The 18,796-nt window shown below is 59.0% G+C and carries 17 protein-coding genes and 4 pseudogenes; 11 read left to right on the top strand and 10 right to left on the bottom strand.

Features of this window, described 5'->3' with window-relative positions; genetic code table 11:
- Positions 1-37: 37 nt before the first annotated feature.
- Positions 38-364 (top strand): annotated as a pseudogene (locus HN018_RS29750) (helix-turn-helix domain-containing protein); the annotation flags it as partial.
- Positions 365-421: 57 nt separating this feature from the next.
- Here the strand turns inward: HN018_RS29750 and HN018_RS25200 are convergent.
- The 4 genes and pseudogenes from HN018_RS25200 to HN018_RS28875 form a co-directional block, all read right to left on the bottom strand.
- Positions 422-781, bottom strand: coding sequence for a transposase (locus HN018_RS25200; RefSeq protein ID WP_239479452.1), 360 nt, complete (start codon positions 779-781; stop codon positions 422-424).
- Positions 782-982: 201 nt separating this feature from the next.
- On the bottom strand, positions 983-1,294 hold the full coding sequence (locus HN018_RS25205; protein ID WP_171837728.1) for a TolC family protein: 312 nt from the start codon (positions 1,292-1,294) through the stop codon (positions 983-985).
- 84 nt (positions 1,295-1,378) lie between these two features.
- Positions 1,379-2,350, bottom strand: coding sequence for an IS5 family transposase (locus HN018_RS25210; RefSeq protein WP_171837729.1), 972 nt, complete (start codon positions 2,348-2,350; stop codon positions 1,379-1,381).
- 59 nt (positions 2,351-2,409) lie between these two features.
- Positions 2,410-2,538, bottom strand: a pseudogene (locus HN018_RS28875) (sigma-70 family RNA polymerase sigma factor); the annotation flags it as partial.
- Here HN018_RS28875 and HN018_RS29615 point away from each other — a divergent pair.
- Together HN018_RS29615 and HN018_RS25220 are read left to right on the top strand one after the other, a co-directional pair.
- Entirely contained in the window at positions 2,479-2,619 is a 141-nt protein-coding gene (locus HN018_RS29615) for a hypothetical protein (protein WP_171837730.1), read from the top strand. The pseudogene HN018_RS28875 and the gene HN018_RS29615 overlap by 60 nt on opposite strands.
- 219 nt (positions 2,620-2,838) lie before the next feature.
- A pseudogene (locus HN018_RS25220) lies at positions 2,839-3,962 on the top strand (IS3 family transposase).
- 161 nt (positions 3,963-4,123) lie between these two features.
- Here the strand turns inward: HN018_RS25220 and HN018_RS25225 are convergent.
- The 3 genes from HN018_RS25225 to HN018_RS25235 all read right to left on the bottom strand — a co-directional run bounded on the left by HN018_RS25225 (position 4,124) and on the right by HN018_RS25235 (position 8,589).
- Positions 4,124-4,630 (bottom strand): GNAT family N-acetyltransferase, encoded by a 507-nt coding sequence (locus HN018_RS25225; RefSeq protein WP_171837731.1) that lies wholly within the window; start codon positions 4,628-4,630, stop codon positions 4,124-4,126.
- Between the two features lie 157 nt (positions 4,631-4,787).
- The gene (locus HN018_RS25230) at positions 4,788-7,118 is read right to left on the bottom strand and encodes an Orn/Lys/Arg family decarboxylase (protein ID WP_239479417.1); all 2,331 of its coding nucleotides are present in this window, start codon (positions 7,116-7,118) and stop codon (positions 4,788-4,790) included.
- A gap of 76 nt (positions 7,119-7,194) precedes the next feature.
- On the bottom strand, positions 7,195-8,589 hold the full coding sequence (locus HN018_RS25235; protein WP_239479418.1) for an outer membrane beta-barrel protein: 1,395 nt from the start codon (positions 8,587-8,589) through the stop codon (positions 7,195-7,197).
- A gap of 467 nt (positions 8,590-9,056) precedes the next feature.
- On the opposite strand from HN018_RS25235, the gene HN018_RS25240 reads away from it, so the two are divergent.
- From HN018_RS25240 to HN018_RS25260, 5 genes are all read left to right on the top strand, one after another.
- On the top strand, positions 9,057-10,547 hold the full coding sequence (locus HN018_RS25240) for a basic amino acid/polyamine antiporter (RefSeq protein WP_171837732.1): 1,491 nt from the start codon (positions 9,057-9,059) through the stop codon (positions 10,545-10,547).
- A gap of 42 nt (positions 10,548-10,589) precedes the next feature.
- Positions 10,590-11,171: a pyruvoyl-dependent arginine decarboxylase gene (locus HN018_RS25245; protein WP_171837733.1), complete on the top strand. Its 582-nt coding sequence runs from the start codon at positions 10,590-10,592 to the stop codon at positions 11,169-11,171.
- 14 nt (positions 11,172-11,185) lie between these two features.
- Positions 11,186-12,085, top strand: coding sequence for an N-carbamoylputrescine amidase (gene aguB, locus HN018_RS25250; RefSeq protein ID WP_171837734.1), 900 nt, complete (start codon positions 11,186-11,188; stop codon positions 12,083-12,085).
- Positions 12,072-13,217 carry an agmatine deiminase gene (gene aguA, locus HN018_RS25255; protein WP_171837737.1) on the top strand — a complete coding sequence of 382 codons (1,146 nt, stop codon included), beginning with the start codon at positions 12,072-12,074 and terminating at the stop codon, positions 13,215-13,217. The genes aguB and aguA overlap by 14 nt, the downstream gene beginning before the upstream one ends.
- A gap of 51 nt (positions 13,218-13,268) precedes the next feature.
- A protein-coding gene (locus HN018_RS25260) for an IS5 family transposase (RefSeq protein ID WP_172443520.1) occupies positions 13,269-14,071 on the top strand; the annotation gives its coding sequence in 2 pieces (ribosomal slippage) (positions 13,269-13,605 and positions 13,605-14,071; 804 coding nt in all).
- Here the strand turns inward: HN018_RS25260 and HN018_RS25265 are convergent.
- The gene (locus HN018_RS25265; RefSeq protein WP_172443576.1) at positions 14,033-14,227 is read right to left on the bottom strand and encodes a hypothetical protein; all 195 of its coding nucleotides are present in this window, start codon (positions 14,225-14,227) and stop codon (positions 14,033-14,035) included. The genes HN018_RS25260 and HN018_RS25265 overlap by 39 nt on opposite strands.
- Positions 14,228-14,255: 28 nt before the next feature.
- Between HN018_RS25265 and HN018_RS25270 the strand changes: the two genes are divergently transcribed.
- Positions 14,256-14,537: an ammonium transporter gene (locus HN018_RS25270; protein WP_171834373.1), complete on the top strand. Its 282-nt coding sequence runs from the start codon at positions 14,256-14,258 to the stop codon at positions 14,535-14,537.
- Positions 14,538-14,652: 115 nt separating this feature from the next.
- Complete coding sequence (locus HN018_RS25275) at positions 14,653-14,835, top strand: transposase (RefSeq protein WP_171834372.1); 183 nt, start codon at positions 14,653-14,655, stop codon at positions 14,833-14,835.
- 1,076 nt (positions 14,836-15,911) lie between these two features.
- Here the strand turns inward: HN018_RS25275 and HN018_RS25280 are convergent.
- Positions 15,912-16,148, bottom strand: a complete 237-nt coding sequence (locus HN018_RS25280) for a hypothetical protein (protein WP_171834371.1) — start codon at positions 16,146-16,148, stop codon at positions 15,912-15,914.
- A gap of 232 nt (positions 16,149-16,380) precedes the next feature.
- On the opposite strand from HN018_RS25280, the pseudogene HN018_RS25285 reads away from it, so the two are divergent.
- Positions 16,381-17,733, top strand: a pseudogene (locus HN018_RS25285) (IS701 family transposase).
- A 14-nt stretch (positions 17,734-17,747) separates the two neighbouring features.
- Here the strand turns inward: HN018_RS25285 and HN018_RS25290 are convergent.
- Positions 17,748-18,350 (bottom strand): DedA family protein, encoded by a 603-nt coding sequence (locus tag HN018_RS25290; protein WP_171834370.1) that lies wholly within the window; start codon positions 18,348-18,350, stop codon positions 17,748-17,750.
- Positions 18,351-18,796 lie beyond the last annotated feature (446 nt).

Genomic DNA, 18,796 nt, shown 5'->3' on the forward strand with positions numbered 1-18,796 from the left:
AACCGGTCGTCGCAACATCTGGATGAAGGAGGTTGCAATGGGCATTCGGAAACGGCGTTCGGCTCGATCTGGGCGTGCTCCATTACGCTCACCAGGTCGGCCACCGGTGGCAAGAAGGGATGAACAGCGACGGTTCTGGGTAGCAATCGCGGCAGGTAAAACGACTGAGGATGCTGCCGTCGGACTGGGTGTGCCGCAGGCTGTGGGAACAAGATGGTTCCGGAAGGCAGGCGGCATGCGACCGGCGATGTTTGGGCTATCGGCGAAGCCACCTTCCGGCCGATATCTCTCGTTTGCAGAGCGGGAAGAAATTTCGCTTCTTCGAGTGCAAGGCTGCTCCATGCATGAAACCGCTCGCCAGCTTTGGACACGCCGAGCACGTGTGCCATGGTGGCGATCGGAAAGCAGGCCTGGTTCGCGCTCATGAACCGGAAGAGCCCGACGGAACCGCCCCGCTCTCCCGTGCAAACCAGGCCGCGGCTTTTGAGAGGATGTCGCGCTCCACTCGGAGTTGCTTGTTCTCCCGACGCAGCCGCGCCAGCTCGTCCCGCTCAGACCCAGCAAGGCCTGGAACCGCTTCCTCCCGTCGGCCCTCTTGCTTGTCGGCTGCAGCGACCCAGGCACCGATCGATTGCGCCGTCGGTTCGAACTCTCGGGAAAGATCCTCGGCTGATCGTCCAGCACGGACCAGATCAACCATCTGACGGCGAAACTCAGGTGAATACGGCGGTCGGCTTTTGGGCATCAGGAACACCTCTGGCGAAAGTCTCAGGGTGTCCACCAAACCGGGTCAATCCCAACCTCACATCGCCAGCGAATAGCTTCGTGGATGGCAGGATCAACACCTTTGATCACCAGATCGCGCAGCTCAGAGTTCAGCCAGGAGGGAAATCCTTGGCGGAGCATCAGCCTCAACCCGGGTCGGTATCAGCCGACAGATAGTCTCGACGAGTGTTGTCCGCCGGCGGGGCACCTGTTCCTCTCAGCTCCTCCACCCGCCCCCCAGCGCGTCGCAAAGGCTCACCAGCGCCTGCAGCCGCGCGGTTTCGGCCTTTGCTACCAACTGGTCGGCGGTGATCAGGGCGCCCTCGGCGTTCAGCACGTCGAGGATGGTCGTGGTGCCGGCATGGAAGCCTTCCTGCGCCATCCCGGCGCCCGTCTGCGCGCTCCTCAGGCTCTGCGCCTGCGCCTCGGCCGCCATCCTCGTCTCTCCGACCGCGTCGAGCGCGTTTTCGACATCGCCGAACGCCGACAGCGCCGTCTTCTGGTAGTCCTGCAGGTCCTCGCGATACACCGCCTTGGCGTAGTCGAGCTGGCCGCGCGGCGTTGTTGCGTGGAGCGGGCGGGAGGCAAGAGCTTGCCCTACCCGGTGATCGCGTCAGACGGCGGGAACGGAGATGGGCTTGGCGATCCGGATCATTTGGTTGAGAGCGCAGATGGCGATGGCGACCTCAGCTTTCTGACCAGCGGTCGACCGCGCTCTGAGCGTCGGACCGATGATGTGTTTGTAGCGACCGATCGTCGTCTCCACGATGCTGCGTCGGCCGTAACCATTGGCTTTCTGCCAGGCCATGCGTCCCTTCTCGGTAATGTCCCGGACATGACGATTGCGAACGGTCTCGGTGTCAGCGTCAGCTTTGATGACCGAAGAAGCTCTTGGCGGGATGACGATATGAGGTGGCGGGTTATGCTGGCGTGCGGCAGCAGCGTCATACACGGACGTGCCATCATAGGCGCCGTCGGCGATCACGCTGGCGATCTTCCCCTCCACCGTTGCCAGCAGCCCCGCGACTTCTGATATGTCGCCGGTATCCTTGTCCGTCAGGTTGTGCGCCACGATTTCGCCAGTCTCGGCATTGACGGCCAGATGCAGCTTGCGCCATTGCCTGGGTGTGCGGCCATGCTTCTCGGCATCCCACTCGCCCTGCCCGAAGACCTGCAGGCCCGTGCTGTCCAACACGACATGAACGGGCTCGTCACGCCGGGCGGCACGCGGTTGACGTCCGGCAAAGGCGCGCCCCCGACGGCTCAAGGTCGAATGATCAGGCACGCAAAGATCCAGTCCGAGCAGGCGCAGAACCGAGCGCGCGAAACCTTCGACCTGACGTAGAGCCAGATGGAAGACCAATCGCAGGGTCAGCACCAGCTCGATCGCCACCTCGGCATAGACCGGTTGACCGCCTGGTGTCGTCCGGCGCGGGGCATGCCATCCAGCCAAGGCCGTCTCGTCCAGCCACAACGTCAAATCACCACGTTGCCGCAGACCAGCCTCATAGGCCGGCCAGTTCATGACCCGGCGACGGGCCTTCGGGATGTGGTGGCGGCGGGACGCGTTGTGCTTGAAGGGCATCCCAGACCTCTATCAGGCCAGGAGAGCGGCGTCAGCCGACCGGTCCATGCACCAACGCCCATCCAGGCTGGAAAATTAGTTCCTGGTATGAAGCTCGCTTGAGCTGCTAACGCATTGCAAACCGCGTCATGCGCCAGATCCTCGGCGGCCGTGCGGTTGCGGGTCAGGGAAAACGCCTGAACCCGCAGCTTCGGCAGGATCGCGATGACCTGCTTGTGGAAGGTTTCTGGCATAGGTTGCGGCCCCCGCGTTATCTGAACAGCAAATGAACAAGGTCGATGAAACGTTGCATCTTTCATAGTTCATTGTCTTCGTAAAAATACAGTGAAATCACAGTCAACACTTTATTGCTTATACGCCGTATCTATTTTGCATACGGTTTGAAAGTCATCCAAATTTCGTTGTGCTGCTCCATCGTTGATACCAGTTGACCCTGCCCCCTGTAATGCCCTCGTTCTGAGCTAGAATCCGTCACCACGAGACGGATGATGAAGCGATCGAGGTTTACGCAAGAGCAGGTGATAGCGGTGCTGAAGGAGCACCAAGCTGGGGCGGCGGTAGCTGATCTCTGCCGCAAGCGCGGCATCAGCGATGCGACGTTCTACACGTAACGCTCGAAGTAGGGCGGCATGGAGGTGTCGGATGCGCGGCGGCTGAAGGCGTTTGAGGACGAGAATGGCAAGCTCAAGAAGCTGCTGGCAGAGTCGATACTGGATGTATCGACTCTGAAAGATTTGCTCGCAAAAAGCTTCTGACGCCTGGCTCGCGGCGCGCTGCTGTGATCTGGGCAATAGAACAGAAGTGCTATTCGCAGCGTTGCGCGTGCGGGCTCGTTGGCATGGACCCCAAGACGTTCCGCTATGCCAGCCAACGGCCGGACGACACGCAGGTCCGGCAGCGGTTGCGGGTGTTGGCGGCTGAACGGCGACGGTTAGGCTACCGGCGACTGCATCTTTTGCTGGAACGAGAGGGCATTCCGTCTAACCACAAGAAGCTGTTTCGGCTCTACCGGCAGGAGAAGCTTGGCGTTCGCAGGCAGGGCGGACGGAAGCGAGCATTGGGCACGCGATCGCCGATGCTTCTGCCGGAGGCATCGAACCGGCGCTGGTCGCTCGACTTCATATCGGACGCTCTCCCCAGCGGCCGTCGGTTCCGGGTGATGGCTGTCATGGACGACTTTACCCGGGAGTCCTGGCCCTTGTGGTCGACACGCCGCTCTCTGGGAGACGGGTTGGACGTGAACTCGACCACGTCATTGACCTTCGTGGTCGTCCGACAATGATCGTCAGCGACAATGGAACCGAACTGACGTTGAACTCGATCTTGCGCTGGCAGGAGGTGCCAGCGTGCTGTGGCATTATATCACACCTGGTAAGCCGCAACAGAACGGGTTCAAGGAAAGCTTCAACGGACGGTTCAGAGACGATGGACGCATGCGTCGATCTGCAACGAGCACTTGTTTAGGAACCTGGTTGCCGCTCGTCGGATCATCGAGGCATGGAGGATCGACTACAACCACAGCCGCCGACACACGAGCCTCAACGGACTCACCCCAGCAACCTTTGCAACACGTCGCGAGCAGCGGCATACAGAAACAGCATTCTGCTTATGAACGAGGGCACGTGAGGGGCAGGGTCACGGATTACCGCATTGGCAATGAGCGCACGTCCGCAGGCGTGCCAGCCTCAGACCTTGGTGACGCAAATCGCCGGTTTCCGGATGCTGACTAGGACGTGTGGGTCAGCGCAAGGGCCGCTCCCGACCCTTTGCGAGCTACAGCAGAAATCGTGCCATAAAGGCCGCCTTCCCGTATGAGGACGAAGCGGCCCGAGTTTCCTCCCGCTCGATGACCTCGAAACCGTTCCTTCGCCAGAAACGCGGCGAGCTGCCGACAGCGACGAGCGACATGCTCGTCATGCCGTCCAGTTCGGCCCGCCGCGCAAGGAGATCAACGGCCTTAGCTCCAAGGTCACCGCCTCTCACTTCCGGCACCAGAGCCAGATCGTGGATGTAAAATGTGTCTGCCCGAACCGGTAGACCTCCTAGCAGCGAATTGAGGGGCGGCGGTCGTCCGAAGAACCATGGATGCGCCACAGTGTAGCCCCGGATGCTCCGTCCATCATCGAGCACGAGGCAGCCCGCCGGATATAGTTTCAGTCGCTCGGCGATGATGGCAGCATCCTCCGGGTAGTCGAGATGGACCGCGTCGCCAACGCGGCCAACGCTGACGAGGTCGGGTTCCACCATTTTTCTCCAGTGAACGAGACCTACTGCTGCCATGCACTCATCCTGCGCCGAGAAATATCGAGTTTCCACCAATTCCAGCGATAGCGGCTACCACGGTGCTTGTTAGCTAAGTTGTCTTTCTGCACGGCTTCGGCACGCCGCGTCTAAACCTTAGGAGCTGTGGCGGCCTGAGACGTATGCCGGAGTTGCATCATCCTACTGCAGGAACTGCTGAGGGCCGTGTTGTGGCTGTCAGGCACAGTATCCGATAGCAACCATCGACGACTTCGACGCCATGGATATCATGCGTAAAGCTTGGGTGCTGCCGGTCATACGCCTCCAGCGCCCGGAGGTAGCTAAGGACTACACCGTCGTCTGCGCCAATGCCCTCACCCGGCATGAGCAGCGGTATTCCTGGCGGGTACGGGACCACCGCGGTGGCAACGGTCCGTTGCGCGATATGATCAAGCGCTACGGCTTCCACGTTACCCCGCACCAGGCTCTCGTAGGCACCGCTGGGGTTCACCTCGGGACGCGGGAGCGTTGAGAAGGCCATGTCTAGCAGCTTCAAGGTTTGCAGCTCACGCATGGTGCCGAACATCGCGTCTCCGACGTCTTTCAGTCCCATCCCTTCGTAGGTTTTGGGATTGGCCGCCGCAAGCCGCGGCAGGACTTGGAGCAGCGGCGCGTTCGCATCGTAGTCGCGCTTGAACCCAAGAAAAGCGCTGACCAACGTTCCCCACTTCCCCTTCGTAATACCGATGGAGAATAGGAACAGGATAGTGAAATCTGTTGTCTTCTCGACCTCGATGCCCTGTTGGTCTAGGTAGGCCGTGACGAGCGGCGCTGGGATGCCATGCTTGGCCATCCGGCCATCACCCTCCACCCCTGGCGTCAGGATGGACACCTTAATCGGGTCGAGCATGCAATACCCGTCCTCAAGCGCGCCGAAACCGTGCCAGAGCTCGTCCGGATGCAACACCCAGCAGTCGGGATCCGTTACCAGTTGCTCAGGAGACGCCGCGTAAAACGGCACTGACACGCCACTCACCGCATCATGAACTGACTGGGGCTGCCAGCCGTCGAAGAACCATTCGCCTTGTTTGGCGAAGTCGGAGCTGAGCCTCGCCATCACCTGACGAAAGGCAACCGCCTCGCAGATCGACTCCGTAGTCAGGTGTTCGCCGCCCGCGCCGTCCATCATCGCGGCGCTTACATCATTAGAAGCTATGATCGCGTATTGCGGCGAGGTCGAAGCATGCATCATGAAGGCCTCGTTGAAGCGGCTATGGCTTATGGGATTCCGGCCGTCGCGCACATGAATCATCGACGCCTGCGAGAGCGCCGCGAGCAACTTGTGTGTAGACTGGGTCGCAAAGATCGTCGGCCTTGTCGCCCCGTGTGCTTCCGAAGCACCGTTCATTGCGAAGCGCTGCCGATAAATCGGGTTGAAGCGCGCATAACCGTACCAGGCTTCATCGAAATGCAGTCGATCAACGCCGCCGTCCAGAATTTCCTCAACCCGCGTTACATTGTAGCAAAGCCCGTCATAAGTTGAGTTCGTTATCACTACGTGTGCCGGCTTCGGATCAATCCCCTCATGAACCAGCGGATTCTCGGTAATGAGTTGCCGCACGAAAGCTGGTGCAAGACTTGCCGCGTGAATTGGGCCAATAATTCCATAACGATTCCGCGATGGCATCAAATAGGTCGGGATCGCGCCGCTCAGGGTCATCCCGTGCTCGACAGACTTGTGACAGTTTCGGTCGCAGAGCGCCACTTGGTCCCGCGTGACGCTGGCCGTGAGGATGATGCGGTTGGACGTTGAGGATCCGTTGGTGACGTAGTATGTGCGGTGTGCCCCGAACACACCGGCCGCATAACGCTCGCTGTCGCCGATCGGGCCGGAGTGATCGAGCAGAGAGCCAAGCTCGCCGACGGAAATCGATAAGTCGGATCGAAGCAAGTTCTCACCGAAGAACTCAAAGAACGCCCGCCCGGCAGGCGATTTAAGGAAGGCGACGCCGCCGGTATGACCTGGGGTATGCCACGAGTACTCGTACACCTTGGCGAAACGCACCAGCGCTCCGAACATAGGTGGCAGTAGATGTTCTCGATAGCGCTCAGTTGCAGCGACAATGCGTCCGCTGATAAAGTCGGGCGTATCCTCGAGCAGCCAGATAAAGTCGTTGCTCTGCTGCATGACCGCAAGCGGAACTGCGGCAATGGCGCTGCGATCCGCAATGAGGAAGATTGGTAACCGGTTATTGTGCTCCCGGATGCGTACGAGGACTCTGGACGCGCTCTCATGACCGACCTCGCCCGCTAGGTCCCAGTCGAGCAGGACGCACTGAATCGAGGCGTCGGAGGCCGTGAGGGCGCCGCCTTCGGTAGCCGAGCTTGCTCGAACAATATCTACATCACGGCTTTCCAGTTCGGAAATCAGCCGCCGGGCCGCCGCGCCGGTAGCAGTGTCCCTGGTTAACTCATCGTGGATGATAAGGATCCTAAGTCCAAGTCGCCAACCGGGTTGCGTTGTCACCGCGATCTCCAAAAGAAAGTTCTGCCCCGCTCCGGCACCGGATCAAGCGATGTCCCGGCCCGGCGCATTGCGCATGTCAAAATAGAAAGCCAGCGCCGAGAGCTGCCGTCGCTTGATCTCGACCACTTCCTTTTGAGCCGTAGCCAATACCATCGCCGATGTCGATCAGGCGCAAGACGCCGAGACTTGCACGAACGAAGAGATACTTTCTTTGCCAAGTCGGGCTAATCGAGAGGCCGACTCCCTTTGAGCGCGGATTGATAAACCAAAGATCGGGCCCGTTGCTTGAGAAACACTCGGCCCAGGCACCGATGGACCACGGCGATTTCCCGAACTTATAATCTGCAAAAAGCGCGGCCCCTAGGTTGCCCGACGCCTTATCAAGACCGATTTTGTGGTCTATCTTTGCATAAACATACTGCACCTCCGGTACAAGCGTAAGGTTGCCCTTTGTAAAACTGTAATATGCGCCGATCATATTAGAGTTCACGAGCGCGGCTGCAGACGTAGGGCCCGATCCGACAAATGACCGACTGTATGGAAGAGATGCCGAACCGTAAAAATGTGCGCCCGGATTCGTTCGGCCAAGATTCGATGCGCCATAGATGTTGAGTGAGTTATCGCTATTGAGCGTATAGGTTACAAGAGCCTGAGCAAAATTCCATACACCGGTATCGAAGCCGTCACCGAAGATGGCTTTTACGGTAATCGCTCCGATTTTATAAGTCGCGGTCACGCCAACGCTCTTAGAGTTCTGGACGTAGAATATATCGGTCGTAAGAAGGTCTGTGTTGTTCCAGTCGAGTGTCGACTCGTAGCCCTCCACTGAACCAACCAGACCTGCAGAAATCTTGAAGTTTGAGGTCGGCGCGATAATAAGAGAACCAGCGTACAATGGGCCGGTCGAGAGCGTCTGCACCGAGGAGCGTGACGGCTCGGTGCCTAAAGTTAGCGACGTCGTGGATCCCATCTGGACCGTGAACTGTATCAGCCCGTCCGACTTACGCAGCCGGATCAACCCGTTCAAGAACTCGTCTCCAAAGGACCTATCGGTGCCTAGCAGGCCGGGCCTTGCGGCGTCGCCGGTTCCCGATAAAGCGTACGTATAGCCGGTCATGCCACCTGAAATCTGAAGCGGTCCGAGCGGACCGGCGTCGAACGTGATCGGTGACGCTCCGTCAAAAGCGAAGGCTTTTCCTACCGTCATCCGCATGGCGCAGGTGCCGACGCCAAGATACAACATCGCGATCGCCGTCAACTTCCCTGGGTTTGCGAATGACTGCGGCAGATGTCGCATCGCCGACGAACGGGACAGCTTGCTCACCGCCGCCTGTCTATTGTCGGCTCCATAACCACGAAAAAGGGTCGAAAGAGACGCGCCCAGCGGATCGTCATCGGTATCCTGGCCAGTCGTCATAGACGAGAAGTCGGTGGACACCTTGTTGCGACCTGTGCCCAGAACAAGTTCCATGAATCCGCGCACGAATCGACCTTTCTAACCTAGCAGTCGAACTGACCGTGAGCTACTAGTATGTTCAGCTACGATCTCTATAGACATCCCTATACTGATAAACTGCGATCTGCCTAAGGTTCGGGAACTACCTACTTAGATACGCTCCCCTCGCTCCCGCAGCCGCCCCTGCATTACGATCGACTCGAAGTAAGTAGATTCCGAACGTTGTCGCGGGGTAGCTTAAGGCGTTTTCTGTTCCGGGGAGCTACGCATCTCATAGCTAGCACAGGCCGCTTGACGCTGCACGTACCGGCTTTCGTTGTCTGCGCATACGTCTCTCGTGGGAATGATCAGAAACGACAGAATCCTGTGGCTTTAGTAACGTGTACTGGCGGTGTCTGGCATCGCCCGCTCAGTCAGTTCGTGAGCACTATCTCTTCGGGCCATCGAAAGGAATACGATCCCATGAATATTATTAGACTACGATGACTGCGGCCACCACAAAATCGCCCGTCACGTTTGCAGCTTCCACTTCTAAACCGGAAGGTCCGGCCGATCGGAAGCTGGGGCTTGTTCTGCTCAGCGGCATCGTCATCAGCTCGATGATCGGCGGTGGAACGTTCAACCTTCCTCAGAACATGGCGCAGAAAGCGGGGCTTGCCGCGATCTGCATTGCTTGGGCAATGACGCTGGTCGGCATGTACTTCCTGGCGAATAGCTTCCGGATTCTTGCTGACAAGCGGCCAGATCTGAAAGCCGGCATTTACTCGTACGCACGGGCTGGCTTCGGCTCGTTCGCCGGATTTCAGATGTCCTGGGGATATTGGCTCAGTTCGGTTTTTGGCAATGTTGCCTTCGCCGTGTTGATCATGCAGATCCTAGGCTACTTCTTCCCGATCTTTGCGACCGGACAGAATTGGCCTTCTATCATCGGCGCGTCACTGCTGATCTGGGTGATGTGCGGCATTGTGCTGCTAGGCGTCAAGCGTACCGCCCTACTGAACGTAATGGCCAGCGTGCTCAACATCACGTCGATACTAGCAGCGCTCGTAGTTATGGCGTTTTTCGTTAGCGGTGGCATGTTCGCGTTCGACATCTGGGGTCGGGCTGGGCATCTCGGGAGCGTCTTCACCCAAGTAAAGAGCACCATGCTGGTAACGCTCTGGGTGTTCATCGGGATCGAAGCCGCAGTCGTCGTCTCGGGACGAGCGCGCTCCATGTCAAGCGTCGGACCAGCCACCTTCATCGGCCTCGGCGTCTGCACGGTGCTATACTCAGTGTTATCGATCCTGCCATTCGGGATCATGCACCAGGATGCGCTAGCTAAGCTCGCCAATCCCTCCGCCGCCTATGTATTACAGGCCGTGGTGGGACATTGGGGAGCCGCCTTCGTAAACGTTTCCCTGCTGCTGTCAGTGTTGAGTTGCTGGCTTGCCTGGACCATCCTAGTCGCGGAGTTGCCGCTGGAAGGCGCAAAAGGGGGCGTATTCCCGAAATTTCTTGCCAATGAAAATCGCTTTCATGCGCCCGCTCCGTCACTGGTGGTTTCGTCGGTTGCGATGCAGGCATCGCTGTTTGTGGTGCTCTTTGCCCATAACGCGTGGTTGTGGTTGGTAGATATTACGGGCGTTATGATCCTTCCGCCGTATTTCGCCAGCACGCTGTACCTAAGCGTCTACGCTGCGAACCCCGCTTATGTTGCCACTCACTCCGAATCCCGGCGCAACGCCCTGGTGACCGGCATTCTGGGGTCGATCTACGCGGCGTGGCTACTTTATGCCGCCGGTGCAGAGTTCATCCTGATGTCCACCATCATATTTTCGATCGGTGTGCCAGTCTTCTGGTGGGCGCGTCACGATCACGCGCCCGGCGAGCCGGTCTTCACCAGACGCGAGAAAATTGCCACCTTCTTGCTGTTGACAATCGGTATCTTGTCCATTGGACTTTTCGCCACGGGCGTGATCAGCGTCACCTGAGCGACTGTCCTAAACCCTGAAACTCTATTAAAGGCTTTCCACATGACTCTAGGCACCCGCTTCCCGACGCTGGGGTTCACCACCGGCGGCACTGGTGAGGCCAATGATGGAATTCCTCCCCAGCCTTACGAGACCTTTTGCTATGACTCAGCGTTGCTTGACGCCAAGATCCACAACTTCAACATCATTCCTTATACGTCGGTGCTCCCCAAAGAAATCTTTGGGCGAATTGTGCCGGTAGAGCAAGTAAAGCGACATTTCCACCATGGCGCCGTGCTGGAGGTGATCATGGCGGCGACGGGTGCGCAGCTCAGCGAGCATCGCGCGATCGCGACAGGCCTCGGTATCTGCTGGGGTAAGGACTCGAAGGGCGAGCTGATCGGCGGCTGGGTAGCTGAGTATGTCGAATACTTTCAAACACCCATCGATGACGGCATTGCCGAGGCACATGCCCACATGTGGCTGACCAAGTCGCTGAATCATGAGCTGAGTCTACGTGGTATAGAGAAGCACAGCGAGTTCAAGTTCTGGCATAACTTCCTTAATCTTACCCAGCCCTATGGCTACTGTCTGACAGCCATGGGATTTTTAAACTTCGACTACGCAGAGGCGGTCACGGTTTAGCGGAAGGACAGTCCATGACACGCGTTGTCACCGTGGCTGCCACGCAAATGCGCTGCAGCTGGGATATAGACGACAACATCCGCCGCGCCGAAGGACTTGTACGGGCTGCGCACGCCAAGGGGGCCCAAATCATCCTGCTTCAGGAACTCTTTGGGACGCCGTATTTTTGCATCGATCAGGACTTGTCTCACCTGACACTGGCGCAGCCGGCCGACGACAGCCGGCTGATCCAGCATTTTCAGGCGTTGGCAGCGGAACTGCACGTGGTCTTGCCGCTTAGCTTTTTCGAAAAGGCGAATCGCGCCTACTTCAACTCGCTCGCAATGATTGATGCAGACGGCGCAATATTGGGCGTTTATCGCAAAACCCATATTCCCAATGACAACGGCTACCAGGAGAAGCAGTTCTTTACGCCTGGGGACACCGGCTTCCAGGTCTGGGATACCGCCTTTGCCCGTATCGGTGTCGGAATCTGTTGGGATCAGTGGTTCCCGGAGACACAACGTAGTCTTTCTCTCCTAGGCGCTGAGCTCATCTTCCATCCCACTGCCATCGGCTCGGAACCCGGGGTGGCTACCTATGACAGCCAGCCGCATTGGACGCGCGTGCAGCAAGGCGCCGCCGGCGCAAATCTCACGCCGGTGATCGTTTCCAACCGCATCGGTACGGAGACGAGCAAGACCGCCTCCAACCTGTCGTTGACCTTTTACGGTTCGGCGTTCATTGCCGATCAAACCGGCGCGTTGGTGGCGCAGGGCGACCGCGTTACCGAGGGGGTACAGGTGCACAGCTTCGATCTGGATGCCATTGCCGTGCAACGCGACTGGTGGGGCGTCTTTCGCGATCGTCGTCCAGGCATGTATCGCACGCTATTGACGTCAGACGGTGTCCACGCCGTCGATGGCGGGATCTGAGGTGACCCGCACTACCCTGACCAGCCGGCCAAGTTCTGACGGCTTCTGGATGCCCCCGGAATGGGCCCCCCAAGAGGCGGTGTGGATGCTGTGGCCATACCGCCCTGACAACTGGCGCGAGGCCGCGCGACCGGCGCAGGAGGCCTATGCCGCGGTCGCGGAGGCGATCATGGGCGCGACGCCGGTCATCATGGGCGTGCCAGCTGAATTCATGGCGCAGGCCGAACGCCGGCTGCCGGCTGGTATCAATCTGGTATCGATGGCGAGCGACGACGCTTGGATCCGTGATTCTGGTCCCTCTATAGTAGTTGACACTCATGGGGAGCGGCGTGGCGTCAGTTGGATCTTTAATGCCTACGGCGGCCTCAAGGGGGGGCTCTATTCGCCGTGGGACCGCGACGCTCAGGTGAGCTCCCTCGTATGTGACCACCACCATTTCGCTCGCTACGCCGCGCCGCTTGTAATGGAAGGTGGCTCGATCCATAGCGACGGCGAGGGCACGCTGCTGGTGACCGAGGAGGTGTTGCTCAACCCGGATCGCAATCCCGCGCTGACCAAACAGCAGATTGGTGACTTCCTGGAGGACTATCTCAATATCGACAAGATCATCTGGCTTCCGTCTGGCGTGTTCGCCGACGAGACCAGTGGCCATGTCGACAACATCTGCTGTTTCTCCCGGCCCGCCGAGGTAATCCTCACCTGGACGGAGGATGCCACCGACCCGCAGGCTGCACGTTCGCAGGCGGCTCTTGCGGTGCTCGAGTGCGAAGTGGACGCCAAAGGCCGGAGCTTTAAGGTGCATAAGGTGCAACAGCCCGGGCCTCTGACTATCAGCAACGAGGAAGCAGTAACCACCATGAGCGGGCCGGGTATGAACCGGAGAGCCGGCACCAGGCTTGCAGGCTCATATGTCAATTTCCTGATCACCAACGGTCGTCTCATTTTGCCGATGTTAGATCGCGCTACCGACGAGCAGGCGCTAAGCATGATGAGAGACATCTTTCCCAAACATGAAGTGATCGGCGTTCCTGCCCGCGAGATTCTTCTTGGCGGCGGTAATATTCACTGCATTACTCAGCAGGTTCCTGCTGGCGCATTTCTTTCATCTACCCATGGTGGGGACGGCCACTAAGAGCGCCTTTCAAAACCTTGTACTGCCCGGCGATCTGATTCATGAGGAGACATGGCTTCTCCTCTCGTCTCCGACGCCCTCTGGTCGATCATCGAGCCGTTGCTGCCCGTGCCTCCGCCACGACCGCGGGGCGGTAGGCCGCGGGTACCGGATCGGGCGGCGCTGACCGGGATCCTGTTCGTGCTACGGACCGGCATCCAGTGGGAGATGCTACCGCTTGAGGTGGGGTGCGGCTCGGGCATCACGTGCTGGCGTCGCTTGCGGGATTGGCAAGAGGCGGGCGTGTGGGATGCACTGCACCGCGAACTGCTGCGTCGGCTGCGGGCGGCCGACCGGATCGACTGGAGCCGGGCCTGCCTGGACAGCGCATCGCTGGCTGCAAAAAGGGGGGCGACAAGACAGGGCCAAACCCGACCGATCGAGGCAGGCTCGGCACGAAACGCCATCTCGTCACGGACCGGAGCGGCATCCCGCTCGCCTTCATACTGACCGGCGCCAACACCAACGACAGCATGCCGTTCGAGGAACTGCTCGACAGCATCCTGCCGATCGGCGGCAAGCCGGGCCGGGCACGACACCGGCCGGACAAGCTGCACGCCGACAAGGCCTACGATCACCGACGTTGCCGCCAGGCCTGCCGCCGCCGTGGGATCTCACCCCGCATCGCCCGGCGCGGCGTCGAGACCAGCCAGAAGCTGGGCCGACACAGGTGGGTCATCGAGCGGACCTTCGCGTGGATCAACCGCTACCGCCGGCTCGTCACGCGCTACGAGCGCAGAAGCGATATCCACCACGCATTCACCGCTCTCGCCTGCTCATTGATCTGCTTCAACACGCTGCAGAAGAGGTTTTGAAAGGCGCTCTAACGCCGGTGATACAGCCTGGATGCTCATCTGCGGCGTGCTGATGATGACGATTTCCGGCTTAGTGTTGTCTTGTGGCGTCATGGTGCGCTGTAAAGACGTGCTAACGATCATGATGCAGAGCATCATCATCTGCTCTTTGGTCACGCTTGTATGAACGCTGGTCGGCTACAGCTTGGCGTTCAACAATGGGTCGTATTGGATAGGCGATCTCTCGGCGGCTGGACTTAATAATTCGACCTTTGGCTCGCACCGACCGTTCAGCCTCAATGCTGGGCTGCTACTTACGCTGGTGATGACGGTGCCACAGAGCACACTCGTTTTCTTCCAAATGACCTTCGCCAACATAGCTCCGGCGGTCATCAGCGGCAGCTTTGCCGATCGGATGAAGTTCCCAGCGTTGGTGCTGTTCACCTCGCTGTGGTCGCTCCTCCTGTACGCCCCTGTCGCGCACTGAGTCTGGAGCCCGGCGGGATGGCTACACATGCTGGGTTTGGGCGACTATGCCGGCGGACAAGAGCTACGTCAGCTAGGCCCTGCGGGAGTGGCTGAGCGAGCGCGGCACCAAGCCCGTGCTCCCGCCACGCAAGAACCAGCATGATTATGACGGTACGATCTACAAGCAGCGCAACCTCCTCGAGCGAATGTTCTGCCGCCTCAAGGAGTGGCGTCGCATCGCGACGCGTTTCGATCGCAACGGCAAAAACATCATGAGCGCCATCACCCTCGCAGCGACCGTCATCTGGTGGCTGTAATGAGTCCGGGCCCTAGGTATTTTCCGGGGCTTGGCCAGCCCGTTAAATCGCGCTCTACAGATCTTAGAAGTCTTGATCAATGACTTAGCCAGAAATGAATGCCGAATTTGCGAAGGATAGAAACTTGGCTAACGTGTTCGCCCTCCGGGACTCTGGTCTAGCAACTTTCCTTTACTCGGATGTTGGCACGGAAGCCAATGGCTCTAGCATAACAGTACTTTCGGTGCTGGCGCGGCTTGGAAAGGATCCTTGGGAAGAGGCCGCTGTTTGGTCCCGTAAATCAAAGGACTCTGCGGTCGATGACCTTACCCAGAGCATCGCGCTGATGCAGCTACGTCATTTGCCGGACGAGTCCGCGCGTTCGACTGCGCTGCGTTTGATCGACCTGCTTCCACTTGGTCCACGGTCTTCCAAGGCCACCGCGGGCTCCGGCCCGGAGGCTGCCTCTTCGGTCGTAGTAACCAGCTTATGGTTATTCATTGCCTGCGCCTTGATCGGCTTCACTATCGCGATCAGCATGAGCATCGGAACTGGTCTAGGTCCAGATACGAGGCCCGTTACACCGAAAACACACATGACCACTCTAACAAGCAAATAGTAACAATTGGGTTGATCGTCAGCGCTTCATTGCACCTTCGACCAGGAAAGGTTTGCCGTCTTGGGAGCAGAGACGACTAAACACGCAGACATCCGACATTCACGATGGCGAAGGCGAGGTCGCCAACCTTCATGTATCATTGGATCTGGTGATCCGTTGTTTGAGGGCCTTGACGCAGTTAATAGTGAATGCTTATCAGGCGGACTTTCGGCTCATGGCCGTAGGCTGGGCTTGCCGGGTGAACCGACTACAAAGTGACTGCAGGCTCCTAATCCTTACTCGGACGCCATCTTCAAACGGGCGCACGTGGAAGCCATCGTCGTGTGTTTACCATCCTAAGATGAAGTACACGTGAACTTATCGTTCAGAAGATAGTGTTTAACGAACCGGGACTACCAGGTAGCTCTTTGGCAAATACGTTTAAAGCTGTTTACGATTTGAGCGGTATCTATCGAAGCAAGAAGCCAAGCCGGTATCATCACTGTCGAGCGGTGCCTGACAAAGTTGTAACCACGGGCCGCGCCCGCCAAGAGGATCCCTCACGATCACCATAAACGTCTTCATTGGTTGGTGTCTCGACCCGCTTGATGGCGCTGCCGGAGAAGAAGACAATATAGAGCCACTCGATCTGCACCACACCAGTGTACAAGGCGGTAACCGGGCCTGCGGCCGACTTGGAGTTCTCAGCGCCTTCGATACAAAGGGAGATTTTCAAGGCCCGCAAGATCACATGCTCGTCCCGTCTCTGGCGAACCCGTGATCTAGTCGCTAGTCTTTATCGCATACCTGAAAAACCCCGAACTGAGCTGGTCGCTCGCTTGTATGTTGGTGCGAGCGGGACTGCTTACGGATTACATCCTAAGCTCGACTTTGGCCATTTGACGTGGACGTAGGCGTCGAGGCGAGTGGCTGATTAGCATAGCGGTGTCCCCCCAAGAGACGCCACCATGCTTCGTCTGCCATCCCGCTTCGCCCCAGTGATCCTGAGCTTTGCGCCGCTGTTTTTCCAACGCAGCTGGCGACATGCCGAGGTGCTGCTGCTGGGTGCGATCCTGGCACCGGGGAAGCGCACCGTGACGAGCCTGCTGCGGATCTCGGGGCTCGCCCAGGGGCGGCGGTTCGTGAACTATCATCGCGTGCTCAACCGTGCCGCCTGGAACCCACTGGCCGCGTCCCGCCTGTTGCTCGGCTTGTTGATTGCGGCCTTTGCGCCGACTGGACCACTGGTTCTGGGTATCGACGACACCATCGAGCGGCGCCGGGGCAAGCGCATCAGCGCCAAGGGGATCTACCGTGACCCGGTGCGCTCATCCCATGGGCACTTTGTGAAAGCTTCTGGCCTGCGCTGGCTTAGTCTGATGCTGCTGGTGCCGATCCCGTGGGCCGGGCGGGTCTGGGCACTGCCGCTCCTTACGTCCCTGGCCCCGTCCGAGCGGGCCTGCCGGTAGCACGGCTGGCGGCACAGGAGGCTGACTGATTGGGCTAGGCAACTGGTGATGCAGACACGGCGCTGGTTGCCGGAACGCGACCTCGTGCTGGTCGGCGACAGCGGCTTTGCCGCTCTGGAACTGCTGGATGCGCTCGGCCGGCAAAGCATCGTCTGCATCACCCGCCTGCGTCTCGATGCAGCACTCTACAAGCCAGCACCCCCACGACTGCCCGGCACGAACGGCCGGCCACCGACCAAGGGAGCACGTCTGCCGAACCTGTCCGAGATCCTGACCGGGACCGACACAGCCTGGCAGCAGGTTGTCGTGCCCGGGTGGTATGGTGAGGGCGAGCGTATCATCGAGCTCTGCTCGGCCACCGCCGTGTGGCGTCATGCCGGCATGCCCGTCGTGCCAATCCGCTGGGTGCTGGTGCGCGATCCACGTAGCCGGTTCGAGCCGCAGGCTCTGCTCTGTACCGGTCTGGCCTGCGCGCCAGAGCAGATCCTGCGCTGGTTCGTCCAGCGCTGGCAGATTGAAGTCACGTTCCAAGAAACCAGAGCCCATCTTGGTGTCGAGACCCAGCGTCAGTGGTCGGACCTGGCCATCGCCCGGACTACGCCCTGCCTGCTCGGGCTGTTCTCCATTGTGACCTTGCTCGCGGATCGGCTCAACTCGACCCAGCGACGGTGAATGGCGACAACAGCCTGGTATCGAAAGCAACGCCCGACGTTCAGCGACACCCTTGCCACAGTCCGCCGCCACATCTGGCAAGAACAGGGTTTACTCATATCCCGGCGCAAGACCCCCAGCACAAAACCCCGGCCAGTTCTCCAGCGCGCTATAGCCGACGCCCTTTGCCATGCCGCCTAATGGCCAAAGTCGAGCTAAGACCGGGAGGCCCCACCTCTTCCGATCTCAATCGTGCCTTGCTCGGCCTTGGCCGCCTGCATCGCCTCTGCCACCAGCCGTTTCTCGTTGCGCTTGAGGAAAAGGAAAGCGCTGCCGATGACAGTAATCGCGGCGATGCCGAACGCGATGCCGAGCGGGCCGGAAAACCTCTCGACTTCACTGCCAAGCTCATACGCGGCCAGACTGTATCCGCCCGCCCACCCGATGCTGCCCAGTGCATTAAAGATCAAGAAGCTATGCCAGGGCATGCGATTAGCACCCGCTAGAAGGGCGGCGAACGTGCGGAGAATGGCGATAAACCGGCCAAAGAAAACCACCATGCCGCCATGTTGGTGAAATAAATAGCGACCCAGTGTCAGCCGCTCTTTGGTAAGGCCGATATATTGACCCCAGCGGGCCAGTGCACGGGAGCCGAGGCTACGTCCGATTAGGTAACCAACATTGTCGCCCATGATTGCGCCAGCGATCGCAACGACGATCACCCAGACGATGTTCAACTTGTGGGTCGTCGCGCAATAAAGCCCGGTGGCGATCAGCAGGGTCTCGCCAGGCAATGGTGCGCCCATACTTTCAAGCATGATAATGAGGCCGACTACGCTGTAGCCGTAATGGACGAGTAGATAGTCGAGACTATGGAACAGGATTGGGGTTCCTTCAGCTGTCTTGTTACATCGGCTAGCACAGGAGATCGGATGTTAAGACGTACCACCTGGGCGTGGCTGCCACCGCGGTCGCACGCGAAGGTGATCTAAAGCTAAATCAACGCGTCCGCCGCATCCTTATTTTCCATCTAAACTTCCGATACAACGCAGCCGTATTGGACTCTGAGGATAGTCGGGAAGGTCACGCGACTACCAGCCACCAATCTTTCAAATGCAAGCATCTCCTACTGGATGCCGTTCCGCAGGACGAACAGGATCCTGGTCAGAGCCGTGCGATCCGACACGCGCGGCCTGTCACATCTTGGTCGTGGCACACTGCCGCGAGTAGCAATGGCTCGATGATCGACCCGAGAGTATGGACT

It is taken from the genome of Lichenicola cladoniae, assembly GCF_013201075.1.
GTDB classification, from domain to species: domain Bacteria; phylum Pseudomonadota; class Alphaproteobacteria; order Acetobacterales; family Acetobacteraceae; genus Lichenicola; species Lichenicola cladoniae.

What these genes read in the sequence shown, in the direction of transcription:
- HN018_RS29615 (WP_171837730.1), top strand. Translation starts at nt 2,479, where the DNA reads ATGCGCCAGATCCTCGGCGGCCGTGCGGTTGCGGGTCAGGGAAAACGC.
- HN018_RS25225 (WP_171837731.1), bottom strand. Translation starts at nt 4,630, where the DNA reads ATGGCAGCAGTAGGTCTCGTTCACTGGAGAAAAATGGTGGAACCCGAC.
- aguB (WP_171837734.1), top strand. Translation starts at nt 11,186, where the DNA reads ATGACACGCGTTGTCACCGTGGCTGCCACGCAAATGCGCTGCAGCTGG.
- HN018_RS25290 (WP_171834370.1), bottom strand. Translation starts at nt 18,350, where the DNA reads ATGCTTGAAAGTATGGGCGCACCATTGCCTGGCGAGACCCTGCTGATC.
- aguA (WP_171837737.1), top strand. Translation starts at nt 12,072, where the DNA reads ATGGCGGGATCTGAGGTGACCCGCACTACCCTGACCAGCCGGCCAAGT.
- HN018_RS25235 (WP_239479418.1), bottom strand. Translation starts at nt 8,589, where the DNA reads ATGGAACTTGTTCTGGGCACAGGTCGCAACAAGGTGTCCACCGACTTC.
- HN018_RS25210 (WP_171837729.1), bottom strand. Translation starts at nt 2,350, where the DNA reads ATGCCCTTCAAGCACAACGCGTCCCGCCGCCACCACATCCCGAAGGCC.
- HN018_RS25240 (WP_171837732.1), top strand. Translation starts at nt 9,057, where the DNA reads ATGACTGCGGCCACCACAAAATCGCCCGTCACGTTTGCAGCTTCCACT.
- HN018_RS25245 (WP_171837733.1), top strand. Translation starts at nt 10,590, where the DNA reads ATGACTCTAGGCACCCGCTTCCCGACGCTGGGGTTCACCACCGGCGGC.